Source organism: Citrobacter sp. RHBSTW-00887, from assembly GCF_013728095.1.
In the GTDB taxonomy this organism is placed as follows: Bacteria; Pseudomonadota; Gammaproteobacteria; order Enterobacterales; family Enterobacteriaceae; genus Citrobacter; species Citrobacter braakii.
Genome location: NZ_CP056267.1, coordinates 679570 through 697300, shown reverse-complemented (window position 1 = coordinate 697300; position 17731 = coordinate 679570). Strand labels below are relative to the sequence as shown.

The following is a 17731-nucleotide window of genomic DNA, read 5'->3' as shown; positions in this document are numbered from 1 at the left end:
GGTCATTCCCTTACAAGTGCAATATGCAGCGTGACAGGCGCAGCATCCTGCACCACGTGTTTGGTTTCTTTGATATGAAACAGCGCGGCCTTGGCCATAAATTTGGGGCGTACCATCTGGTCATTAACCACTGGCACTGGCGAAGGCGACTCTTTACGTGCATAGCGCGCGGCGTTTTTACCAATCTGGCGATAGGTTTCCAGCGTCAGCAGCGGAGCCTGAGAGAACAGCTCAAGGTTGCTCAGAGGCAGCAGATCGCGCTGATGAATCACCGTGGTTCCTTTCGACTGGATACCAATCCCGATGCCAGAACCGCTGAGATTTGCCGCATCCCATGCCATAAATGAAACATCAGAAGTGCGCAGAATCCTCACCACCCGTGCATGCAGCCCCTCTTCTTCAATGCCGGCAACCAGCTCTTTCAAAATCGCTTTGTGCGACATATCAATCAGTGTTTTGTGCTGATACTTATCAAAGGCCGGGCCGACGCCTATCACGACTTCATCCACGCGTTCGTCCGCTTTAGCCGCCTCGCCTTCGCTCACCTGCAAGGTGAAAACCGGCTTACGTTCAGTTGTGCATTCCACTGTGTACCGCCTTATTCGATCGAGCCGGGCTGAACCACGCCCGCAATATTTTTAATTTCCGCCCAACGTTCGGCAGAGATGCGATAGCCGGTGCCGGGTCCCTGATAATCGTTGATGTCATTAACGGCGCTGACGACGTCGAACTGACGATCCAGAATGGCCGACGTTTGCAGGTAATCACCAGTAACACGCTGCCTCAGCATGTTGAGGATATTACTGGCGATGTCTTCGAAGCCGCTGGAACTCAACGCGCCGACGATATCCAGCCCGGTGATATTGCGTTTCATCATCTCTTCCACGGCAGCCAAATCTTCCACCACATTGCGCGCGGGCATATCTTTGCTGCCGTGAGCGTAAGTGGCGGCGTCCACCTCTTCATCGCTAATCAGCGGCAGACCCAGTTCGCGGAACACCGCCTGAATGGCGCGCGCGGCCTTATTGCGGATGGCGATTGTCTCCTCTTCCGTGACCGGACGCAGGCCCCCGTCAACCATCAGATCGCGTTGCAGAATGTTGTAATCATCGAAGTCTTCAGCGTCGAAGTTCGACCCGGCAAACATGTTGTCGTAGTTCGGTACCGCGCTATAGCCGGAGAAGATAAAGTCGGTGCCCGGCAGCATCTGCATCAGGGTGCGAGCAGTACGACGAATATCGGAGTGGGAAAAGGTCTGGTCATTGGCGGAGGCCACTTCAAGGTCGAGCATCGAGGCAATCAGGTTTTCCGCCAGCACCGCGCGAATCCCCGACGGCACAGCGCCGGTCATGCCGATACAGCTGACCGCACCGTTTTGTAAGCCCTGTACGCCCGCGCCTTTGGTGATAAAAATGCAACGCGACTCCAGATAAAGCATCGATTTACTTTCGGAATAGCCCATCAGCGCTTCCGAGCCGGTGCCGGAGGTGTAGCGCATCTTCAGGCCACGAGAAGCATAAGCCGAGGCAAGAAACGCTTTTGACCACGGCGTATCATCGCCATCGGTAAACACCGACTCCGTGCCATATACCGACACCGTTTCGGCGTAGCTGGTTAGCCCGCGCATTCCCAGCTCCAGCTCCGTGGCCTCTTCAACGGAGCATTGCGTCAGCACGCCGGGGCGACCGCATTGGGACCCCACCAGCAGCGCCAGGGCGTTAAACGGCGCATAGCGGGCGATCCCGACCGTTGTTTCCTGTTCGGAAAAGCCACGGATCCCCGCTTCAGCAGCGTCGGCAGCAATCTGTACCGGGTTATCTTTCAGGTTGGTCACGTGGCACTGATTGGAGGGGGTGCGTCTGGCGCGCATTTTTTGCAGCGCCATCATCATCTCCACCACGTTCATTTGCGCCATCACCTCCACCGCTTTCGCCGGGGTGATGGCAGTCGTAATGGCAATGATCTCTTCCCGACTGACGTGGATATCCACCAGCATTCTGGCGATCTCCAGCGCGTCGAGCTGCATGGCGCGCTCGGCCTCGGGCACGTTAATCGCGTAATCGGCAATGAACCGGTCAATCATGTCGAACTCGGCGCGGCTCTTGCCGTCCAGCTCAACAATACGACCATTTTCCACCTTCACCGACGAAGCCGGATCGTAAGGGCTTTCCATTGCGATCAGCCCCTCTTCAGGCCATTCGCCAATTAGCCCATCCTGATTTACAGGCCGCTGGGCAAGCACTTCGAATCGTTTTGATCTTCTCATAGTTTATGGACTCAAAAGATAAAAAATAGGGACGCCGGGCCGTATTGCCGGGGACACAACACCCGGCATTCGCCTTTCATCAGCAATAGCCGAACTCTAAATGAGCAGGACAATAAAAAAATAAAATTAATTTCGTTCCAATTTGGTACGTAATAAAAAACCATCGTTTCATATTGAAACGCGGCTCAGGAATATTCGCCGTGAATTGTGACGAGGTTAAATGATCATTATCAATAAACGCCACAACAGGAAACTGAAGGTAATATTTTTGAAATCCCCACCCTATTGACTTAATAACTCGGGGCGAGAAAATAAGATAAAGCCAATGATAAAAATAGCTGTTGCGCGATATTTTCGTGACCTCAGCCCTACAACCTTTTCAGGAGAGACTGTGAATAAGAGCCAACAAATCGCCACCATTACGCTGGCGGCTGCAAAGAAAATGGCGCAGGCCGTCGAGGCTAAAGCGCTTGAAATCAACGTTCCGGTGGTGTTTTCCGTGGTGGATCACGGCGGGAACACGCTGCTAATGCAACGTATGGACGACGCGTTTGTCACCAGCTGTGATATCTCTCTTAATAAAGCTTATACCGCCTGCTGCCTGCGACAGGGTACCCATGAAATTACCGATGCGGTACAACCAGGTGCCTCTCTATATGGCTTGCAGCTCACCAATCAACAACGAATTGTTATTTTTGGCGGCGGTTTTCCTGTCATATTAAACGGCAAATTAATCGGTGCCGTTGGCGTAAGTGGCGGTACCGTCGAACAAGACAGATTATTAGCAGAAACCGCATTGAATTGTTTCTCTGAATTATAATTTAAATCTAAGAAGGTATATTATGAGCTATCGTATGTTTGATTACCTGGTGCCAAATGTGAACTTCTTTGGCCCCAATGCTATTTCCGTGGTCGGCGAACGCTGTAAACTGTTGGGCGGTAAAAAAGCGCTGCTGGTCACTGATAAAGGTCTGCGGGCGATTAAAGACGGCGCGGTAGATAAAACCCTCACACATCTGCGTGAAGCCGGTATTGACGTCGTGGTTTTTGACGGCGTTGAGCCAAACCCCAAAGACACCAACGTGCGCGACGGCCTGGAGGTCTTTCGGAAAGAGCATTGCGACATCATCGTTACCGTTGGCGGCGGTAGCCCGCATGACTGCGGTAAAGGCATCGGTATCGCCGCGACTCACGAAGGGGATCTCTACAGCTATGCCGGGATTGAAACCCTGACCAACCCGCTGCCGCCGATCGTTGCGGTGAATACCACTGCCGGGACCGCCAGCGAAGTCACCCGCCACTGCGTGCTGACCAATACCAAAACCAAAGTGAAGTTTGTGATTGTCAGCTGGCGCAACCTGCCGTCGGTCTCTATTAACGATCCGCTGCTGATGCTCGGCAAACCAGCTCCACTGACTGCGGCCACCGGGATGGACGCCCTGACCCACGCCGTGGAAGCCTACATTTCCAAAGATGCCAACCCGGTCACCGACGCTGCCGCTATCCAGGCGATCCGCCTGATCGCCCGTAACTTGCGCCAGGCCGTGGCGCTGGGCAGCAACCTGAAAGCTCGCGAGAACATGGCCTACGCCTCCCTGCTGGCGGGTATGGCCTTCAACAACGCCAACCTCGGCTACGTTCACGCGATGGCGCATCAGCTTGGCGGTCTTTACGACATGCCGCACGGCGTGGCGAATGCCGTACTGCTGCCGCACGTAGCGCGCTATAACCTGATCGCTAACCCGGAAAAATTTGCCGACATCGCAGAGTTTATGGGCGAAAACACTAACGGACTCTCTACCATGGATGCCGCCGAGCTGGCCATTCATGCTATTGCCCGCCTCTCCGCCGACATCGGTATTCCGCAGCATCTGCGCGATCTGGGCGTCAAAGAAGCCGATTTCCCGTATATGGCGGAAATGGCGCTGAAGGACGGCAACGCCTTCTCCAACCCGCGCAAAGGGAACGAGAAAGAAATTGCCGAGATCTTCCGTCAGGCATTCTGATAACGCAGGGGGCGCAATGTCACTTTCATCACCGGGCGTACACCTGTTTTATCACTCATGCTGGCAGGGTACTCGCGTGCTTGATGAGCTGTGTTGGGGGCTGGAAGAGCAAGGCGTTCCCTGCCGGGCAATCTGTTGCGACGATCATGACTGCGCGCTGGCGCTCGGCAAACTGGCGGCCAAAAGTTCGGCGCTGCGCGTGGGTCTCGGTCTCAACGCCACCGGAGATATTGCCTTAACCCATGCCCAGTTGCCCGAGGATCGGGCGCTGGTCTGCGGGCATACCCGCGCCGGGACAGCACAGATCCGCACGCTCGGCGCCAATGCCGGTCAACTGGTTAAAGTTCTTCCCTTCAGCGAGATAAAATAAATGTACCGCATCTATACCCGAACCGGCGATAACGGCACGACCGCGCTGTTTGGCGGCAGTCGTATCGATAAAGACGACATCCGCGTTGAGGCCTACGGCACGGTGGATGAACTGATTTCCCAGCTTGGCGTCTGCTATGCCAGCACGCGCCAGGCCGAGCTACGCCAGGAATTGCACGCTATGCAGAAGATGCTGTTCGTACTGGGGGCGGAACTCGCCAGCGATCAGAAAGGACTCACACGCTTAAAACAGCGTATTGGCGAAGAGGATATTCAGGCGCTGGAGCAGCTTATTGACCGCAATATGGCGCAAAGCGGCCCGCTCAAAGAGTTTGTTATTCCGGGGAAAAATCAGGCATCGGCACAACTGCACGTTGCGCGAACCCTGACGCGTCGGCTGGAGCGGATCCTCATCGCGATGGGCAGAACGCTGACGTTACGCGATGAGGCCAGGCGTTATATCAACCGGCTGTCGGATGCGCTGTTCTCGATGGCCAGAATCGAAGAAACTACTCCAGATGTTTGCGCTTAAACTGGCTGGCATCGATGTCGTACTGCTTCATCTTACGCCACAGGGTGGTGCGACCAATATTCAGCAGTTGCGACATCTCCTGAACACGCCCACTGGTCACGCGGGCGGCATGGATAATCGCCTCTTTCTCGATGGCGGTAAAGGTCAGGCTGGCGGGCAGCAGTGAAGATGCCGTCTCCAGACCAGGGCGTTCGGCAAACAGATAATCCGGCAGATTGCTCAGCCGAATATGGCCGTTATCACTGCTGATGGCGATATTTTCAATAATGCTGTTCAGCTCAAAATCATTACCCGGCCACGAATAGGCCACCAGTTGTGCCAACGCGTCGTCGTCGATCTTCAGGCTGGATGAAAAGCGTTTTTTCAGGCTATTCAACCGCGTATAAATCAGCGATGGAATACTGTTACGCCGCGCCCTCAGCGGCGGGATAACGATCTCAAAAGAGTGCAGCGCGTAATACAACTGACGGCTAAAGCGGTTTTGCTCCACCAGATTCGCGAGATCAACCGTGGTGGTGGCGATCACTTTGACATCCACCGGAATCAGCCGCCGGGCATCCAGGCGGGTTAAAACGCCCTGCTTGATCACCTGCAGCAGCGCGGATTGTAACTCCGGCGCCAGATATTCAATTTTTTCCAGAAACAGCGTGCCGCCGTTCGCCAGTTCAAGACGGCTCAGCCGCCCGTTTTCATCATCAGTGGGCGCACTGCCCATAAAATCCTGCCCCAGTACGCTGTTGGCATACAGCTGGCAGTTCACGGCGATATACGGCCCGCTGGCGCGTTCGCTTTCATTGTGAATGGCCTGACTCAATAGCTCTTTACCGACGCCCTCTTCCCCGCACAGCAGGATCGGGAAACTTCCCCTCGCCGCCTGACGACCAAAGTGGATCAAACGTCGGGTTTCTGGATCGTCTGTCGACATCTGCTCAAAGGTGTGGCTCACCTTGCCGAGCTGGCTGGTCATCAGTTGACGCATTTGCTCCACCGGATGCAGCAGCAGGATAAAGCTGTTGCCCTGCTCTTCAACAATCGGTTTCAGGGTGATGACGGCATCAACAAACTGGTGCTGGCTTTCAAAGGTGACTTCGACATGATTCAGGCCGCGGGCATGTTTGATCGCCCGACGCAGCAGCATGGGGAGATTGAGCAGGTCGTTAATATTCTTCCCCTGGCTGGCCTGCGCGTCGAGATGCAAAAGCAGCGCCGCGCGCGCATTGAGGAACTGCAATACGCCCTGTTCGTTCCAGGCCATCACGCCATCATCCATACTCTCCAGCAGCCCGTACATCTGGTTCAGATGGCGGTTGGATTCAGCCAGCAGGCTGTCAGTCAGCAATGAGTTGCCGACTTCTCTGGCAATCGCCAGCGTCAGGGATAAATCAGAAACGCACTCATGCTCTACCAGACAGCACAGCGAGATGGAGCCAAACAGTCGACCATGGTTATCGAATACTGGCGTAGAGCAGAACGACCACGGATGCAACGCCTGTTTAAAGTGTTGATCGCCAGAGGTTTTTGTCGGCTGCCCCGGCATCGTCGCCAGCGACAACGCGCAACTGCCAATAATGCTTTCTGCACAGTAGCTGCCGTCGCGAAAACCGAGCTCCGCCAGTTGCTCCACCGTCTGCGGATCGCCGCAACGGCTGAGAATACAGGCTGATTCATCCAGAATTAGCAACGCGCACGGACGGCCGTCCATAAACTCCCAGGCATCTTCCAGCGCGGCCTGAGCAATCGTCAGCAGCGCAGTTTTGCGACGACAGATCGACTCAAAGGTCAGGCCCTGCGCCTGATGCGGCGCCTGCCAGGTTTCCCGCTGCATAAACTTGCTGCAACGATGCCATGACTGGGCAATGACAGAAGAGACTTCCTTCCCAATGTCCTGAGTGTGCGTCGTCATATCCCTTTCCGCTGTTTTACCATAGACAACCCCTCCGGCAGAGACTGTCAGAGGGGGGAGAAGATGCCGGATAAAAACTTGCCGACGACTGATTAACGCGCCAGCCACTGCTGTCCCAGCAGGTCTGCCGTCAGAATCGCGGCATGTACGCTCTCAGGCGTCACCGGGAACGGCATATTGTGGATGGTTTCACCTTCCGCGCAGGTCGCTTTGGCCACGGCCATGATCTTGCCGTCAATGTCGTCTTTCACGCCCATTTCCGCTAACGTTACCGGCAGGCCTACTTTCTGACAGAAATTCAGCACGGTTTCGATCTCTTCCATCGGGCTGTTTTGCAGCACCAGCTGCGCCAGCGTGCCAAAGGCGACTTTTTCACCGTGGTACAAATGGTGACACTCTTCCAGAATCGTAAAACCGTTGTGGATAGCATGCGCCCCTGCAAGACCGCTGCTTTCAAAGCCGATGCCGCTGAGGTAAGTGTTCGCTTCGACAATACGCTCCAGCGCATCAGTCACCACGCCAGCCTGCGCGGCAAAGCGTGCCTTTTCGCCTTCCGCCAGCAGGGTATCATAGCACAGGCGCGCCAGGCTCAACGCCGCTACGGTGGACTGTCCGCCCGCCATGCTGGTCGCTCTGGCGTCATAACAGGCTTTCGCTTCAAACCAGGTTGAGAGCGCATCGCCCATCCCGGCCACCAGCAGGCGTACCGGCGCTTTGGCAATGATTGCGGTGTCCATCACCACCATATCCGGGTTTTTCGGGTAGATCAGATACTCTTCAAACTCACCGGCTTCGGTATAGATAACGGACAGCGCGCTGGTTGGCGCATCGGTAGAGGCGATAGTCGGGATCACCACCACCGGTAGCTTCTGGTAGTAACCAATCGCTTTGGCGGTATCCAACGTTTTCCCGCCGCCAATCCCAACCACGCCGCGGCAACCGTGCTGTTTCAGAATGGCAATCAGGCGATTAATTTCAATATGGCTGCATTCACCGTTGAAGCGTTCCGCGTGGCAGCTAATGTCGTGGCTGTGCAGGCCATTGAGTACCTTCTCTCCCGCCAGCTTCATCACGAAGTCATCCGCAATCACGAAAAAGCTGTCCGCCAGATTTTTAGCGTATTGACCAAATAAGGTGGAAGCGTCAGGGCCCTGGAGATATTTGGCTGGAGATTGAATAACTTTTAGCATTCCTTTCATCCTCAAATAAGTACATGTTTTTACATGGTGAGCCCTGGCGTTAACCTGTTTGGCCTGTTGCTGTCGGCAAAAACAGGAGGTACCGGAGCGATGCAATAACTGTATGGCGAGGTGTGAACAAAAAAATCTTTCGTCATTTTGTTCTGATATGAAACAGATAAAAACGACGCACGTTCCATTCTGGAACGCTTATCCACAAAAATGATAAGGTTTGCGATCCCGATCCGTTCATTTACCCCCAAATCTCCGGCAAACACGAAGCTCAGTTCCTCTTTTACTCATGCAGTTGCATTAAAACCGGCAAAAAAAAGGCTGGCTGCGCCGTATGAGCGGCGCTGATCGCAGGAGAAAAAAGTCGAGCGAGCTCGCATTATGATCATTCCCCGCTTTTTTAAGTTTCATTTCGGAACAAAAAACAGCGTCAGCGTTCCGTAATGAAACTCATTTTAGCGTTGTTTTTTTCCACGCTGACTTCGCCAGAATCTCTTCATTGCCTCCGCACCATGATCCTACATTCGGGGGTTTGTCTTTCACTCAACCTCGAGGAGCCGTTATGTCTCAATTCTTTTTTAACCAACGCACCCATCTCGTGAGCGACGTCATCGACGGGGCGATTATCGCCAGCCCATGGAATAACCTGGCGCGTCTGGAAAGCGATCCGGCCATTCGCATCGTGGTCCGTCGTGACCTTAATAAAAATAACGTAGCGGTCATTTCCGGCGGCGGTTCGGGACACGAACCCGCGCACGTTGGGTTTATCGGTAAAGGCATGCTAACCGCTGCGGTCTGCGGCGACGTTTTCGCCTCCCCGAGCGTGGATGCTGTACTGACCGCGATTCAGGCGGTGACCGGTGAGGCTGGCTGTTTGTTGATTGTGAAAAACTACACCGGTGACCGTCTTAATTTCGGTCTCGCCGCCGAGAAGGCGCGTCGCCTTGGCTATAACGTTGAAATGCTGATTGTCGGCGACGACATCTCCCTGCCGGATAACAAACACCCACGTGGCATTGCGGGAACTATCCTGGTGCATAAAATCGCAGGCTATTTTGCCGAACGCGGCTATAACCTCGCCACCGTCCTGCGTGAAGCGCAGTACGCAGCCAGCAACACCTTTAGCCTGGGCGTAGCCCTTTCCAGCTGTCATCTGCCGCAAGAAACCGACGCAGCCCCTCGTCATCATCCGGGTCATGCGGAGCTGGGTATGGGCATTCACGGCGAACCAGGCGCATCGGTTATCGACACCCAAAACAGTGCGCAAGTGGTGAACCTGATGGTGGATAAACTGCTGGCCGCCCTGCCTGAAACCGGTCGTCTGGCGGTGATGATTAATAATCTTGGCGGCGTTTCCGTGGCCGAAATGGCCATCATCACCCGCGAACTCGCCAGCAGCCCGCTGCACTCGCGTATCGACTGGCTAATTGGCCCGGCCTCGCTGGTCACCGCGCTGGATATGAAAGGCTTCTCACTGACGGCCATCGTGCTGGAAGAGAGCATCGAAAAAGCACTGCTCACCGAAGTGGAAACCAGCAACTGGCCGACGCCGGTCCCACCGCGTGAAATCAGCTGCGTAGCGTCATCTCAGCGTAGCGCCCGCGTGGAATTCCAGCCTTCGGCAAACGCCCTGGTGGCCGGGATTGTGGAGCTGGTCACCGCAACCCTTTCCGATCTGGAGACTCATCTGAATGCGCTGGACGCCAAAGTCGGCGATGGCGATACCGGTTCGACCTTTGCCGCCGGCGCGCGTGAAATTGCCAGCCTGCTGCATCGCCAGCAGCTGCCGCTGGATAACCTTGCCACGCTGTTCGCGCTGATTGGCGAACGTCTGACCGTGGTGATGGGCGGTTCCAGCGGTGTGCTGATGTCAATCTTCTTTACCGCCGCCGGGCAGAAACTGGAACAGGGCGCTAACGTTGTCGAAGCGCTAAATACGGGGCTGGCGCAGATGAAGTTCTACGGCGGCGCAGACGAAGGCGATCGCACGATGATTGATGCGCTGCAACCGGCCCTGACTTCGCTGCTCACACAGCCGAAAAATCTGCAGGCCGCATTCGACGCCGCGCAAGCGGGAGCCGAACGAACCTGTTTGTCGAGCAAAGCCAATGCGGGTCGCGCATCGTATCTGAGCAGCGAAAGCCTGCTCGGAAACATGGACCCCGGCGCGCACGCCGTAGCGATGGTGTTTAAAGCGCTAGCGGAGAGTGAGCTGGGCTAAGATGTAACAAGGAGCGCTTCTCAGGTATTTACTGCCTGATGGCGCTTCGCTTATCAGGCAGAACGTTAACGATAAACGCGGATCCCGCCCTCTACGCCGCGACTAAACAGCACCTGCCAAAGTTCAATATCTCTGGCGCGGAAAGCCCCGGCGCAGGCGCATAAATAGTAGTTAAACATTCTTCTGAAGGTGGCGGAATAACGTGATGACAGCTCCGGCCACGCTTGATTAAAGCGCTCGTGCCACGCCATCAGCGTTTTATCGTAATCGCTGCCAAAGTTATGCCAGTCTTCCATCACAAACCGTGATTCGCTGGCTTCGGCAATATGGGAGATCGCCGGTAAGCAGCCGTTCGGGAAAATGTATTTATTGATCCACGGATCGACGCTCATCCCTTTTTTATTGCTACCAATGGTGTGTAGCAGGAACAGTCCGTCCGGTTTTAAACAACGGTCGGCGATGCTGAAATAGGTGTCGTAGTTTTTTGGCCCGACGTGTTCAAACATCCCCACGGAGACAATGCGATCGTAGTGTTTATCGAGGTCGCGATAATCCTGCAGCAGAATCTTAACGTCCAGTCCTTCACAGCGCTGCTGCGCCATTTTTTGCTGCTCTTTAGAAATGGTGACGCCTTCCACCGCCACGCCATAATGACGCGCCGCATATTCCGCCAGCCCGCCCCAGCCACAACCAATATCGAGTAAACGCATGCCCGGTTTAAGTTGTAGCTTCTCACAGATCATTTTTAATTTGGCATTTTGCGCATCGTCTAATGTGGTCGCGTCTTTCCAGTAAGCGCAGGAATATTGCATATGCGGATCAAGCATCAGCGCAAAGAGATCGTTACCAATATCATAATGTTCTTTGCCGACAATCCACGCGCGGCTCCGCGACTGCAAATTAAACAGGCGTGCGCTGGCAATACGTAAAATATCTTTCAGGTTACCCGGCATCTGCTGGTCAAGTTTTGCTTTCAGGATTTTGCAGAACAGAATATCGAGCCGCTCGCAGTCCCACCAGCCTTCCATATAGCTTTCGCCAAGCCCTAACGAGCCTTGTTGCAGTACCCGTTTAAAGAAACCGGCATGATGAAGTTGAATGTCCCAGGCACGGGAGCCATTAATCCTGATATCCGCTTGCGAAAGCAGCTCTTTTCCCATTCGGGTCCAGTTATCATTTGTTTCATTGACGATGACAGCATCTGAACAAAGCGAGTTCATGGTATTTACCAAAGGTGGGCTAAAAATTCTTACGCAAGATTATTATGGAAAAAAGAGTGTATGTATTATGATCCGCGGACAAGATCTATCGAGCAGCGGACACACCATCGGGAGCATTGACGATCTATTTATGGAAACTCTCGTGCAAAAACAGTGGAACTCCTTCCCGGATAACTCCATGACGGAACTGCCGCAGGATGTTTACTTTCGCTCGTATGTCCTGGAAGCCAATCATCATGTTCCACAGCATTCACACTCTTTTATGCAGTTTCATTTCGCCCGCAAAGGCAGTATGCGTATTGATGTTGCCGGCAAGTGCTGGATAATCCCGGCGCATTATGGCATCTGGATCCCGAATAATACGGAGCATGCGGTTTGGGCATTGGATGATGTGTATTTAGAGAATCTGGATATTAAACCGAGCTTTCTTGAAGAGAGCATCAATGAATGTAAAGTGGTGGCTATCAGTGATTTCGCCAGAGAGTTTATTCATTACGCCACGAATTTAATTTCGGGCCATTATGATAGCCAGTCAAAAGAGGGCAAGCTGGTTAGCGTCCTGGTCGACATTATTCTGCAGCTTCCGGAAGTCGCTTTTGTATTACCCTGGCCGCAGGATCGCGAATTAACCAAAGTTTGCCGAACAATACAAGAATCCCCGGCGCTGGAGCATTCGGTTGAATACTGGGCGCAGCATCTGGGTATGTCTGCCCGTACCTTTTCACGCCATTTCAAAAAAGAAACCGGATTGCCTTTCAGCGTCTGGAAGCAAAAAATGCGTATTCTGGAATCCGTATTAATGCTGAAGAAAAATAAAAGCGTGACCGCCGTGGCGCTCGACGTAGGGTATTCAAGCACCGCGGCATTTAGCTACGCATTCCGCCAGGCGTTTGGCGTTCCGCCATCTAATTACTGATTAACGACGCTGATGCCAGTAAGCCGCTGCGCGAACAAGTTGCTGATCGAACGCCTCGCTTTCAAAGCGAGCACTCAGGTTTTTGACCACCTTACCTTCGCCGGTAATCCAGATGTAATAATCATCTGCGGGCACGCTTAGCCGCGATAAGTGTTCATTCACCGCCTGCTCGTCATGGCCGATAAACCACTGAATAGTAAATCCGTCGAGATGGGCAAAATAGTCCTGGTACGCGGCATCCTGCACGCTTACCAGCGCCGTGACGTTCGGACGTACCGCTAAACGGCTGAGCGACTCCATGCGTCGGCGCAGCGCAGGCATTCCCGATTCATCACACACGTAAACCTGATACGCATAGTCCTCTGGCACCACCAAAGAACCGCGCGGTCCGCCTACCGTCAGCTTGTCACCCTCGCGGGCATTCATCGCCCACGTACTTGCCACGCCACCGTCATGAATATAGAAATCCAGTGCCAGCTCATGGCGTGCTTCGTCATACAACGGCGTGTAATCACGGGATATCGGACGCACGCCGTCAGCCCAGACAATACCTTCATCGGTGACAACCGGCGGCACAAAGTGGCTGCCCGGTTCAGGGAAAAAGACCTTGGTATGGTCGTCAAAGCCGTGTGAGCTAAAACCATCCAGAGCGTCACCGCCCAGTACAATGCGCTGAAAGCCCGCGCTAATACGTTCGACGCGCAGGACGGTAAGTTCCCGAAAACGCAGTTCATTGCGAACGCGCTGCGGGTAGCGTGAGGTGTTTTTTGTCATTTTTTCGCCTTCGGAAGATAATACGATATATCTAATTTAATTTTTAAATGATAATGATTGCTAATCAGAAAGATTGCAAGCACTTTTTTGATATAGTCGCTTTCTGACTAAACGGCTAACACACACCTTTAAAAAAAGATAAAAATCATCAATTTAAATAAAAAACATTTTATAGCCTTGCGCAAAAATGATATTTAGATATAAATTAGATATATCTAAAACACATCAGGAGACGATGATGCAAAACCATCATGAAGGTTGCTGCAAGCATACAGAGCACCAACACGAAGGCTGCTGCAAGGGTGAAGGACATCACCACGAAGGCCGCCACAACGAACACCATGCAGGTTGCTGCAAAGGTGAAGAACATCGCCATGAAGGCTGCAACAAAGAACATCACCACGAACAGGGTTGTGGACACCGCCACGGTCGCGGCGGCGGTCGTCGCCAGCGCTTCTTCGGTCACGGAGAATTACGCCTGGTCATTCTGGATATCCTGACCCGCGACGCCAGCCACGGCTATGAGCTGATTAAAGCGATTGAAACCCTGACTCAGGGCAACTATACCCCGAGTCCGGGCGTCGTCTATCCGACGCTGGATTTCTTGCAGGATCAAGAGCTGATCACCATCAGCGACGAGGAAGGCGGGCGTAAACAGATAGCGATCACAACCCAGGGCCAGCTGTGGCTGGATGAAAACCGTGAGCATCTGGAACATATCCACGAACGTATTAAAGCCCGCTGCGTGGGTTTTGAATTACGCAAGAACCCGCAGATGAAACGCGCGCTGGAGAACTTCAAAGCCGTGCTGGACCTGCGGGTCAATCATGGTGATACCAGCGATGCGCAGATCAAAAAAATCATCGGTATTATCGATCGCGCTGCGCTGGATATTACTCAACTGGATTAATCTACAGAGCAGGCGGAACGCGTTCACCCTGCGTTCCGCCTTTATCGTTAATATTAATGCAGCACCGTGACTGCATCTTCCAGACGACCAGCGCGATGTTTCACCATCGCGGAAATCTGGGCGCTCTCTTCAACCAGCTCGGCGTTTTTCTGCGTAATATTGCTTAATTCATTCACTGCGCGAGTCAGGCTCGAAAGACCATCTGACTGTTCCAGCGTTGAGTGACTGATTTGGGCGATCAACTGCGTCACGTTTTGCACCTGCGCCACAATATCATCCATCGTGCGCCCTGCGGCGTGAACCTGGTCAGATCCGGACTGCACCTTATCGGCGCTGGCATCAATCAGCTTGCGGATATCATTGGCTGCACTGGCGCTGCGGCTGGCAAGATGACGCACTTCTCCCGCCACCACGGCGAACCCTTTCCCCTGCTCACCCGCCCGTGCGGCTTCAACAGCGGCGTTCAGGGCCAGAATATTAGTCTGGAAAGCAATATCGTTAATCAGCGTGGTAATGGTGCCGATCCGCTGGGTGCTGTTGGCGATATCATCCATAGTTTTGATGACGGTATCCATCGCCTCGCCGCCGTGCGTCGCCGCGCTGCTGGCTGCAATGGAGAGCTTGTCGGCCGCGGCGGCGGTCTCTGAGTTTTGCTTCACCGATGCCGCCATCTGATTCATAGTGGTCACCGTTTCCTGCACGTTCTCTACGGTCTGCTGCGTATGCTTGTTTAAATCATCGCTGCCTTTCGCCAGCGTTTCGCTGTCACTGCGCACACAGCTCACCTGACTGGAGACATCATGGATGAGCCAACGGCACATTAGCCCCAGTTGCCCAACCGCTCGCAGCATCAGGCCCAGTTCATCACTGCGGTTAAGATGCGACACGCTGTTTCGTTCACCGGTCGCCACTTTTAGCGCCTGACGAGCGACATTCTCAATAGGACGCACAATCTGCCATTCGAAAATAGCCGTTCCCAACATAATCACCAGCGCGCTTATCAGCAGTAACGGCCATTCGGCGCCCATTTGCTGCAATGCGGCCGCCAGTACGATAAACATAATTGCCATTACGCTGCGCACTCGCCAGCGAATCGGCAGCGCCGGGAGTTTACCCAGCCAGCCTTTGCGTACCACCAGTCCTTTATGGATACGTCGGTTGCAACGCCCTTCATTCAGTGCTTTATATAAAGGCTCTACCGCCGCAATCTCCTCGTCAGTGGCCCGGGTACGAATCGACATATATCCGGTGACACGACCTTCCCGCACCATCGGCACCGCATTGGCCCTTACCCAGTAGTGATCGCCATTCTTACGCCGGTTTTTCACAATCCCGCTCCATGGCTCGCCCTGTTTCAGGGTGTACCACATATCCGCAAACGCCGCTTTTGGCATATCCGGATGACGAACCAGATTGTGCGGCTTATCGAGCAATTCATTCAATTGATAGCCACTGACCTGGACAAAAGTATCGTTCGCGTGGGTGATATAGCTTTGTAAATCGGTGGTCGACATGAGGGTGATATCATCATCCAGCGGTGTATTTTGCTGACTAACGTAGGGATGAGAAGACATGATTGCGTCCTGTGCAGGTTATCTGGTTGTTAACTCTTTCGGCTTATGTTATTTCGGCGATAATTTTTTTATCTTTAGTTGTTAAATTTGATTTAGATCGCAATTTGCGATTAAACCTCAAAATCTGTACGCATTCTAATCCATTGATTTAAAATACTTTCATTGAGTAACTATTCAACTACACGTCTACCAACGCACCGTCACAGTGCAAATATTGCTCACTTTTAGCGCAGAAAAGTGCTTTTCCGATCTGTTTTCGCGGTCTTAACCTGGGCAAAATGCCAGCAAATGTTAAACATCAGCATTAAATGTTGCGTGAATGAGATGTTTCCTGGTGTTTATCCCGATTTTTGCTAAGCGCGCCGGAATGGCGCAATCACTGCAATACTTAAATCAGTATCATGTGATACGCGAGCTCCGGGAGCATATTTTGAACAGGTTACCTTCCAGCGCATCGGCCCTGGCCTGCAGCGCACACGCACTGAATCTCATCGAAAAGCGCACGCTTGATCATGAGGAAATGAAATCATTAAACCGAGAGGTGATTGAATACTTCAAGGAGCATGTCAATCCGGGGTTCTTAGAGTATCGAAAATCTGTAACTGCAGGCGGGGATTACGGAGCCGTAGAGTGGCAAGCGGGAAGCCTGAATACGCTTGTCGACACCCAGGGGCAGGAGTTCGTCGATTGCCTGGGTGGATTTGGAATTTTCAACGTGGGGCACCGTAATCCAGTCGTGGTTTCCGCCGTACAGAATCAACTCGCGAAACAACCTCTGCACAGCCAGGAGCTACTTGACCCTCTGCGGGCCATGCTGGCAAAAACCCTCGCCGCGCTGGCGCCAGGTAAACTGAAATACAGTTTTTTCTGTAACAGCGGGACCGAGTCGGTTGAAGCCGCTCTGAAGCTGGCGAAAGCGTATCAATCGCCGCGCGGTAAATTTACGTTCATTGCCACCAGCGGCGCATTCCACGGCAAATCATTGGGAGCACTGTCCGCCACGGCTAAATCAACCTTCCGCAAACCCTTTATGCCGCTGCTGCCAGGTTTCCGCCATGTACCGTTTGGCGATATTAACGCGATGCGCACCATGCTCAGCGAGTGTAAAAAGACTGGTGACGACGTCGCAGCCGTGATCCTCGAACCTATCCAGGGTGAAGGGGGCGTGATCCTGCCACCGCAAGGGTATTTGCCCGCCGTGCGTAAACTTTGCGATGAGTTTGGCGCGCTGATGATCCTTGATGAAGTACAGACCGGCATGGGTCGTACCGGCAAAATGTTCGCCTGCGAGCACGAAAACGTGCAGCCCGACATTATGTGTCTGGCCAAGGCGCTGGGCGGCGGCGTGATGCCAATTGGCGCAACTATTGCCACTGAAGAGGTGTTTTCCGTTCTGTTCGACAATCCCTTCTTGCATACCACCACGTTTGGCGGCAACCCGCTCGCTTGTGCGGCTGCGTTAGCCACCATAAACGTCCTGCTGGAGCAAAATTTACCGGCTCAGGCGGAGCAGAAAGGCGATATGTTGCTGGATGGTTTCCGCCAGCTTGCGCGGGAGTACCCAGACCTGGTGCATGATGTACGCGGTAAAGGCATGCTGATGGCAATTGAGTTTGTCGATAATGAAATCGGCTACAACTTTGCCAGTGAGATGTTCCGCCAGCGGGTACTGGTTGCCGGCACGCTAAACAATGCAAAGACGATCCGTATCGAACCGCCGTTAACGTTAACGATCGAGCAATGCGATCTGGTATTGCGATCGACGCGCAAAGCCCTGGCAGCATTACGGGTGAGCGTGGAGCAGGTGTAATACAGGTCGGATGGCGCTGCGCATCTCAGGCTTACGGGAT

Annotated in this window: 15 protein-coding genes; 8 read left to right on the top strand and 7 right to left on the bottom strand. The window is 53.5% G+C overall.

The window, feature by feature from the left end:
* Positions 1 to 2: 2 nt before the first annotated feature.
* Together HV314_RS03335 and HV314_RS03330 are read right to left on the bottom strand one after the other, a co-directional pair.
* Entirely contained in the window at positions 3 to 587 is a 585-nt protein-coding gene (locus HV314_RS03335) for a propanediol/glycerol family dehydratase medium subunit (RefSeq protein WP_181547323.1), read from the bottom strand.
* A gap of 11 nt (positions 588 to 598) precedes the next feature.
* On the bottom strand, positions 599 to 2266 hold the full coding sequence (locus tag HV314_RS03330) for a propanediol/glycerol family dehydratase large subunit (RefSeq protein WP_095715260.1): 1668 nt from the start codon (positions 2264 to 2266) through the stop codon (positions 599 to 601).
* 391 nt (positions 2267 to 2657) lie between these two features.
* Here HV314_RS03330 and HV314_RS03325 point away from each other — a divergent pair, with 391 nt between their 5' ends.
* The 4 genes from HV314_RS03325 to HV314_RS03310 are packed head-to-tail and all read left to right on the top strand — an operon-like array spanning position 2658 to position 5173.
* A complete protein-coding gene (locus tag HV314_RS03325) occupies positions 2658 to 3086 on the top strand; it encodes a GlcG/HbpS family heme-binding protein (RefSeq protein ID WP_181547321.1) in 429 nt (142 codons plus the stop codon).
* A 22-nt stretch (positions 3087 to 3108) separates the two neighbouring features.
* Positions 3109 to 4272 (top strand): 1,3-propanediol dehydrogenase, encoded by a 1164-nt coding sequence (gene dhaT / locus HV314_RS03320; RefSeq protein ID WP_181547319.1) that lies wholly within the window; start codon positions 3109 to 3111, stop codon positions 4270 to 4272.
* Between the two features lie 16 nt (positions 4273 to 4288).
* On the top strand, positions 4289 to 4642 hold the full coding sequence (locus tag HV314_RS03315) for a glycerol dehydratase reactivase beta/small subunit family protein (protein WP_181547317.1): 354 nt from the start codon (positions 4289 to 4291) through the stop codon (positions 4640 to 4642).
* Positions 4643 to 5173: a cob(I)yrinic acid a,c-diamide adenosyltransferase gene (locus tag HV314_RS03310; protein ID WP_049268728.1), complete on the top strand. Its 531-nt coding sequence runs from the start codon at positions 4643 to 4645 to the stop codon at positions 5171 to 5173.
* Here HV314_RS03310 and dhaR read toward each other — a convergent pair.
* Positions 5151 to 7076, bottom strand: coding sequence for a dihydroxyacetone kinase operon transcriptional regulator DhaR (dhaR, locus tag HV314_RS03305; RefSeq protein WP_016154585.1), 1926 nt, complete (start codon positions 7074 to 7076; stop codon positions 5151 to 5153). The two genes, HV314_RS03310 and dhaR, sit on opposite strands and share 23 nt — an antisense overlap.
* Positions 7077 to 7168: 92 nt before the next feature.
* A complete protein-coding gene (locus HV314_RS03300) occupies positions 7169 to 8266 on the bottom strand; it encodes a glycerol dehydrogenase (RefSeq protein ID WP_016154586.1) in 1098 nt (365 codons plus the stop codon).
* A gap of 562 nt (positions 8267 to 8828) precedes the next feature.
* Here HV314_RS03300 and HV314_RS03295 point away from each other — a divergent pair.
* Complete coding sequence (locus tag HV314_RS03295; RefSeq protein ID WP_153689993.1) at positions 8829 to 10487, top strand: glycerone kinase; 1659 nt, start codon at positions 8829 to 8831, stop codon at positions 10485 to 10487.
* Positions 10488 to 10552: 65 nt separating this feature from the next.
* Here HV314_RS03295 and cfa read toward each other — a convergent pair whose 3' ends face one another.
* A complete protein-coding gene (gene cfa, locus HV314_RS03290) occupies positions 10553 to 11707 on the bottom strand; it encodes a cyclopropane fatty acyl phospholipid synthase (protein ID WP_019077741.1) in 1155 nt (384 codons plus the stop codon).
* 67 nt (positions 11708 to 11774) lie between these two features.
* Here cfa and HV314_RS03285 point away from each other — a divergent pair, with 67 nt between their 5' ends.
* The gene (locus tag HV314_RS03285) at positions 11775 to 12623 is read left to right on the top strand and encodes a helix-turn-helix domain-containing protein (protein WP_047358672.1); all 849 of its coding nucleotides are present in this window, start codon (positions 11775 to 11777) and stop codon (positions 12621 to 12623) included.
* Here HV314_RS03285 and HV314_RS03280 read toward each other — a convergent pair whose 3' ends face one another.
* Positions 12624 to 13397 (bottom strand): siderophore-interacting protein, encoded by a 774-nt coding sequence (locus tag HV314_RS03280; protein ID WP_181547315.1) that lies wholly within the window; start codon positions 13395 to 13397, stop codon positions 12624 to 12626.
* A gap of 235 nt (positions 13398 to 13632) precedes the next feature.
* Between HV314_RS03280 and HV314_RS03275 the strand changes: the two genes are divergently transcribed.
* Positions 13633 to 14307, top strand: coding sequence for a PadR family transcriptional regulator (locus HV314_RS03275; RefSeq protein ID WP_181547313.1), 675 nt, complete (start codon positions 13633 to 13635; stop codon positions 14305 to 14307).
* 53 nt (positions 14308 to 14360) lie between these two features.
* Here HV314_RS03275 and HV314_RS03270 read toward each other — a convergent pair whose 3' ends face one another.
* Complete coding sequence (locus tag HV314_RS03270; RefSeq protein ID WP_181547311.1) at positions 14361 to 15881, bottom strand: methyl-accepting chemotaxis protein; 1521 nt, start codon at positions 15879 to 15881, stop codon at positions 14361 to 14363.
* A gap of 430 nt (positions 15882 to 16311) precedes the next feature.
* On the opposite strand from HV314_RS03270, the gene ygjG reads away from it, so the two are divergent.
* A complete protein-coding gene (gene ygjG, locus HV314_RS03265; protein ID WP_049259762.1) occupies positions 16312 to 17691 on the top strand; it encodes a putrescine aminotransferase in 1380 nt (459 codons plus the stop codon).
* Positions 17692 to 17731 lie beyond the last annotated feature (40 nt).

Bases quoted from the DNA above. Each gene is read 5' to 3' on its own strand.
- HV314_RS03330 (WP_095715260.1), bottom strand. From the start codon at position 2,266: ATGAGAAGATCAAAACGATTCGAAGTGCTTGCCCAGCGGCCTGTAAAT.
- dhaT (WP_181547319.1), top strand. From the start codon at position 3,109: ATGAGCTATCGTATGTTTGATTACCTGGTGCCAAATGTGAACTTCTTT.
- HV314_RS03315 (WP_181547317.1), top strand. From the start codon at position 4,289: ATGTCACTTTCATCACCGGGCGTACACCTGTTTTATCACTCATGCTGG.
- HV314_RS03310 (WP_049268728.1), top strand. From the start codon at position 4,643: ATGTACCGCATCTATACCCGAACCGGCGATAACGGCACGACCGCGCTG.
- dhaR (WP_016154585.1), bottom strand. From the start codon at position 7,076: ATGACGACGCACACTCAGGACATTGGGAAGGAAGTCTCTTCTGTCATT.
- HV314_RS03300 (WP_016154586.1), bottom strand. From the start codon at position 8,266: ATGCTAAAAGTTATTCAATCTCCAGCCAAATATCTCCAGGGCCCTGAC.
- HV314_RS03295 (WP_153689993.1), top strand. From the start codon at position 8,829: ATGTCTCAATTCTTTTTTAACCAACGCACCCATCTCGTGAGCGACGTC.
- cfa (WP_019077741.1), bottom strand. From the start codon at position 11,707: ATGAACTCGCTTTGTTCAGATGCTGTCATCGTCAATGAAACAAATGAT.
- HV314_RS03285 (WP_047358672.1), top strand. From the start codon at position 11,775: ATGATCCGCGGACAAGATCTATCGAGCAGCGGACACACCATCGGGAGC.
- HV314_RS03280 (WP_181547315.1), bottom strand. From the start codon at position 13,397: ATGACAAAAAACACCTCACGCTACCCGCAGCGCGTTCGCAATGAACTG.
- HV314_RS03275 (WP_181547313.1), top strand. From the start codon at position 13,633: ATGATGCAAAACCATCATGAAGGTTGCTGCAAGCATACAGAGCACCAA.
- HV314_RS03270 (WP_181547311.1), bottom strand. From the start codon at position 15,881: ATGTCTTCTCATCCCTACGTTAGTCAGCAAAATACACCGCTGGATGAT.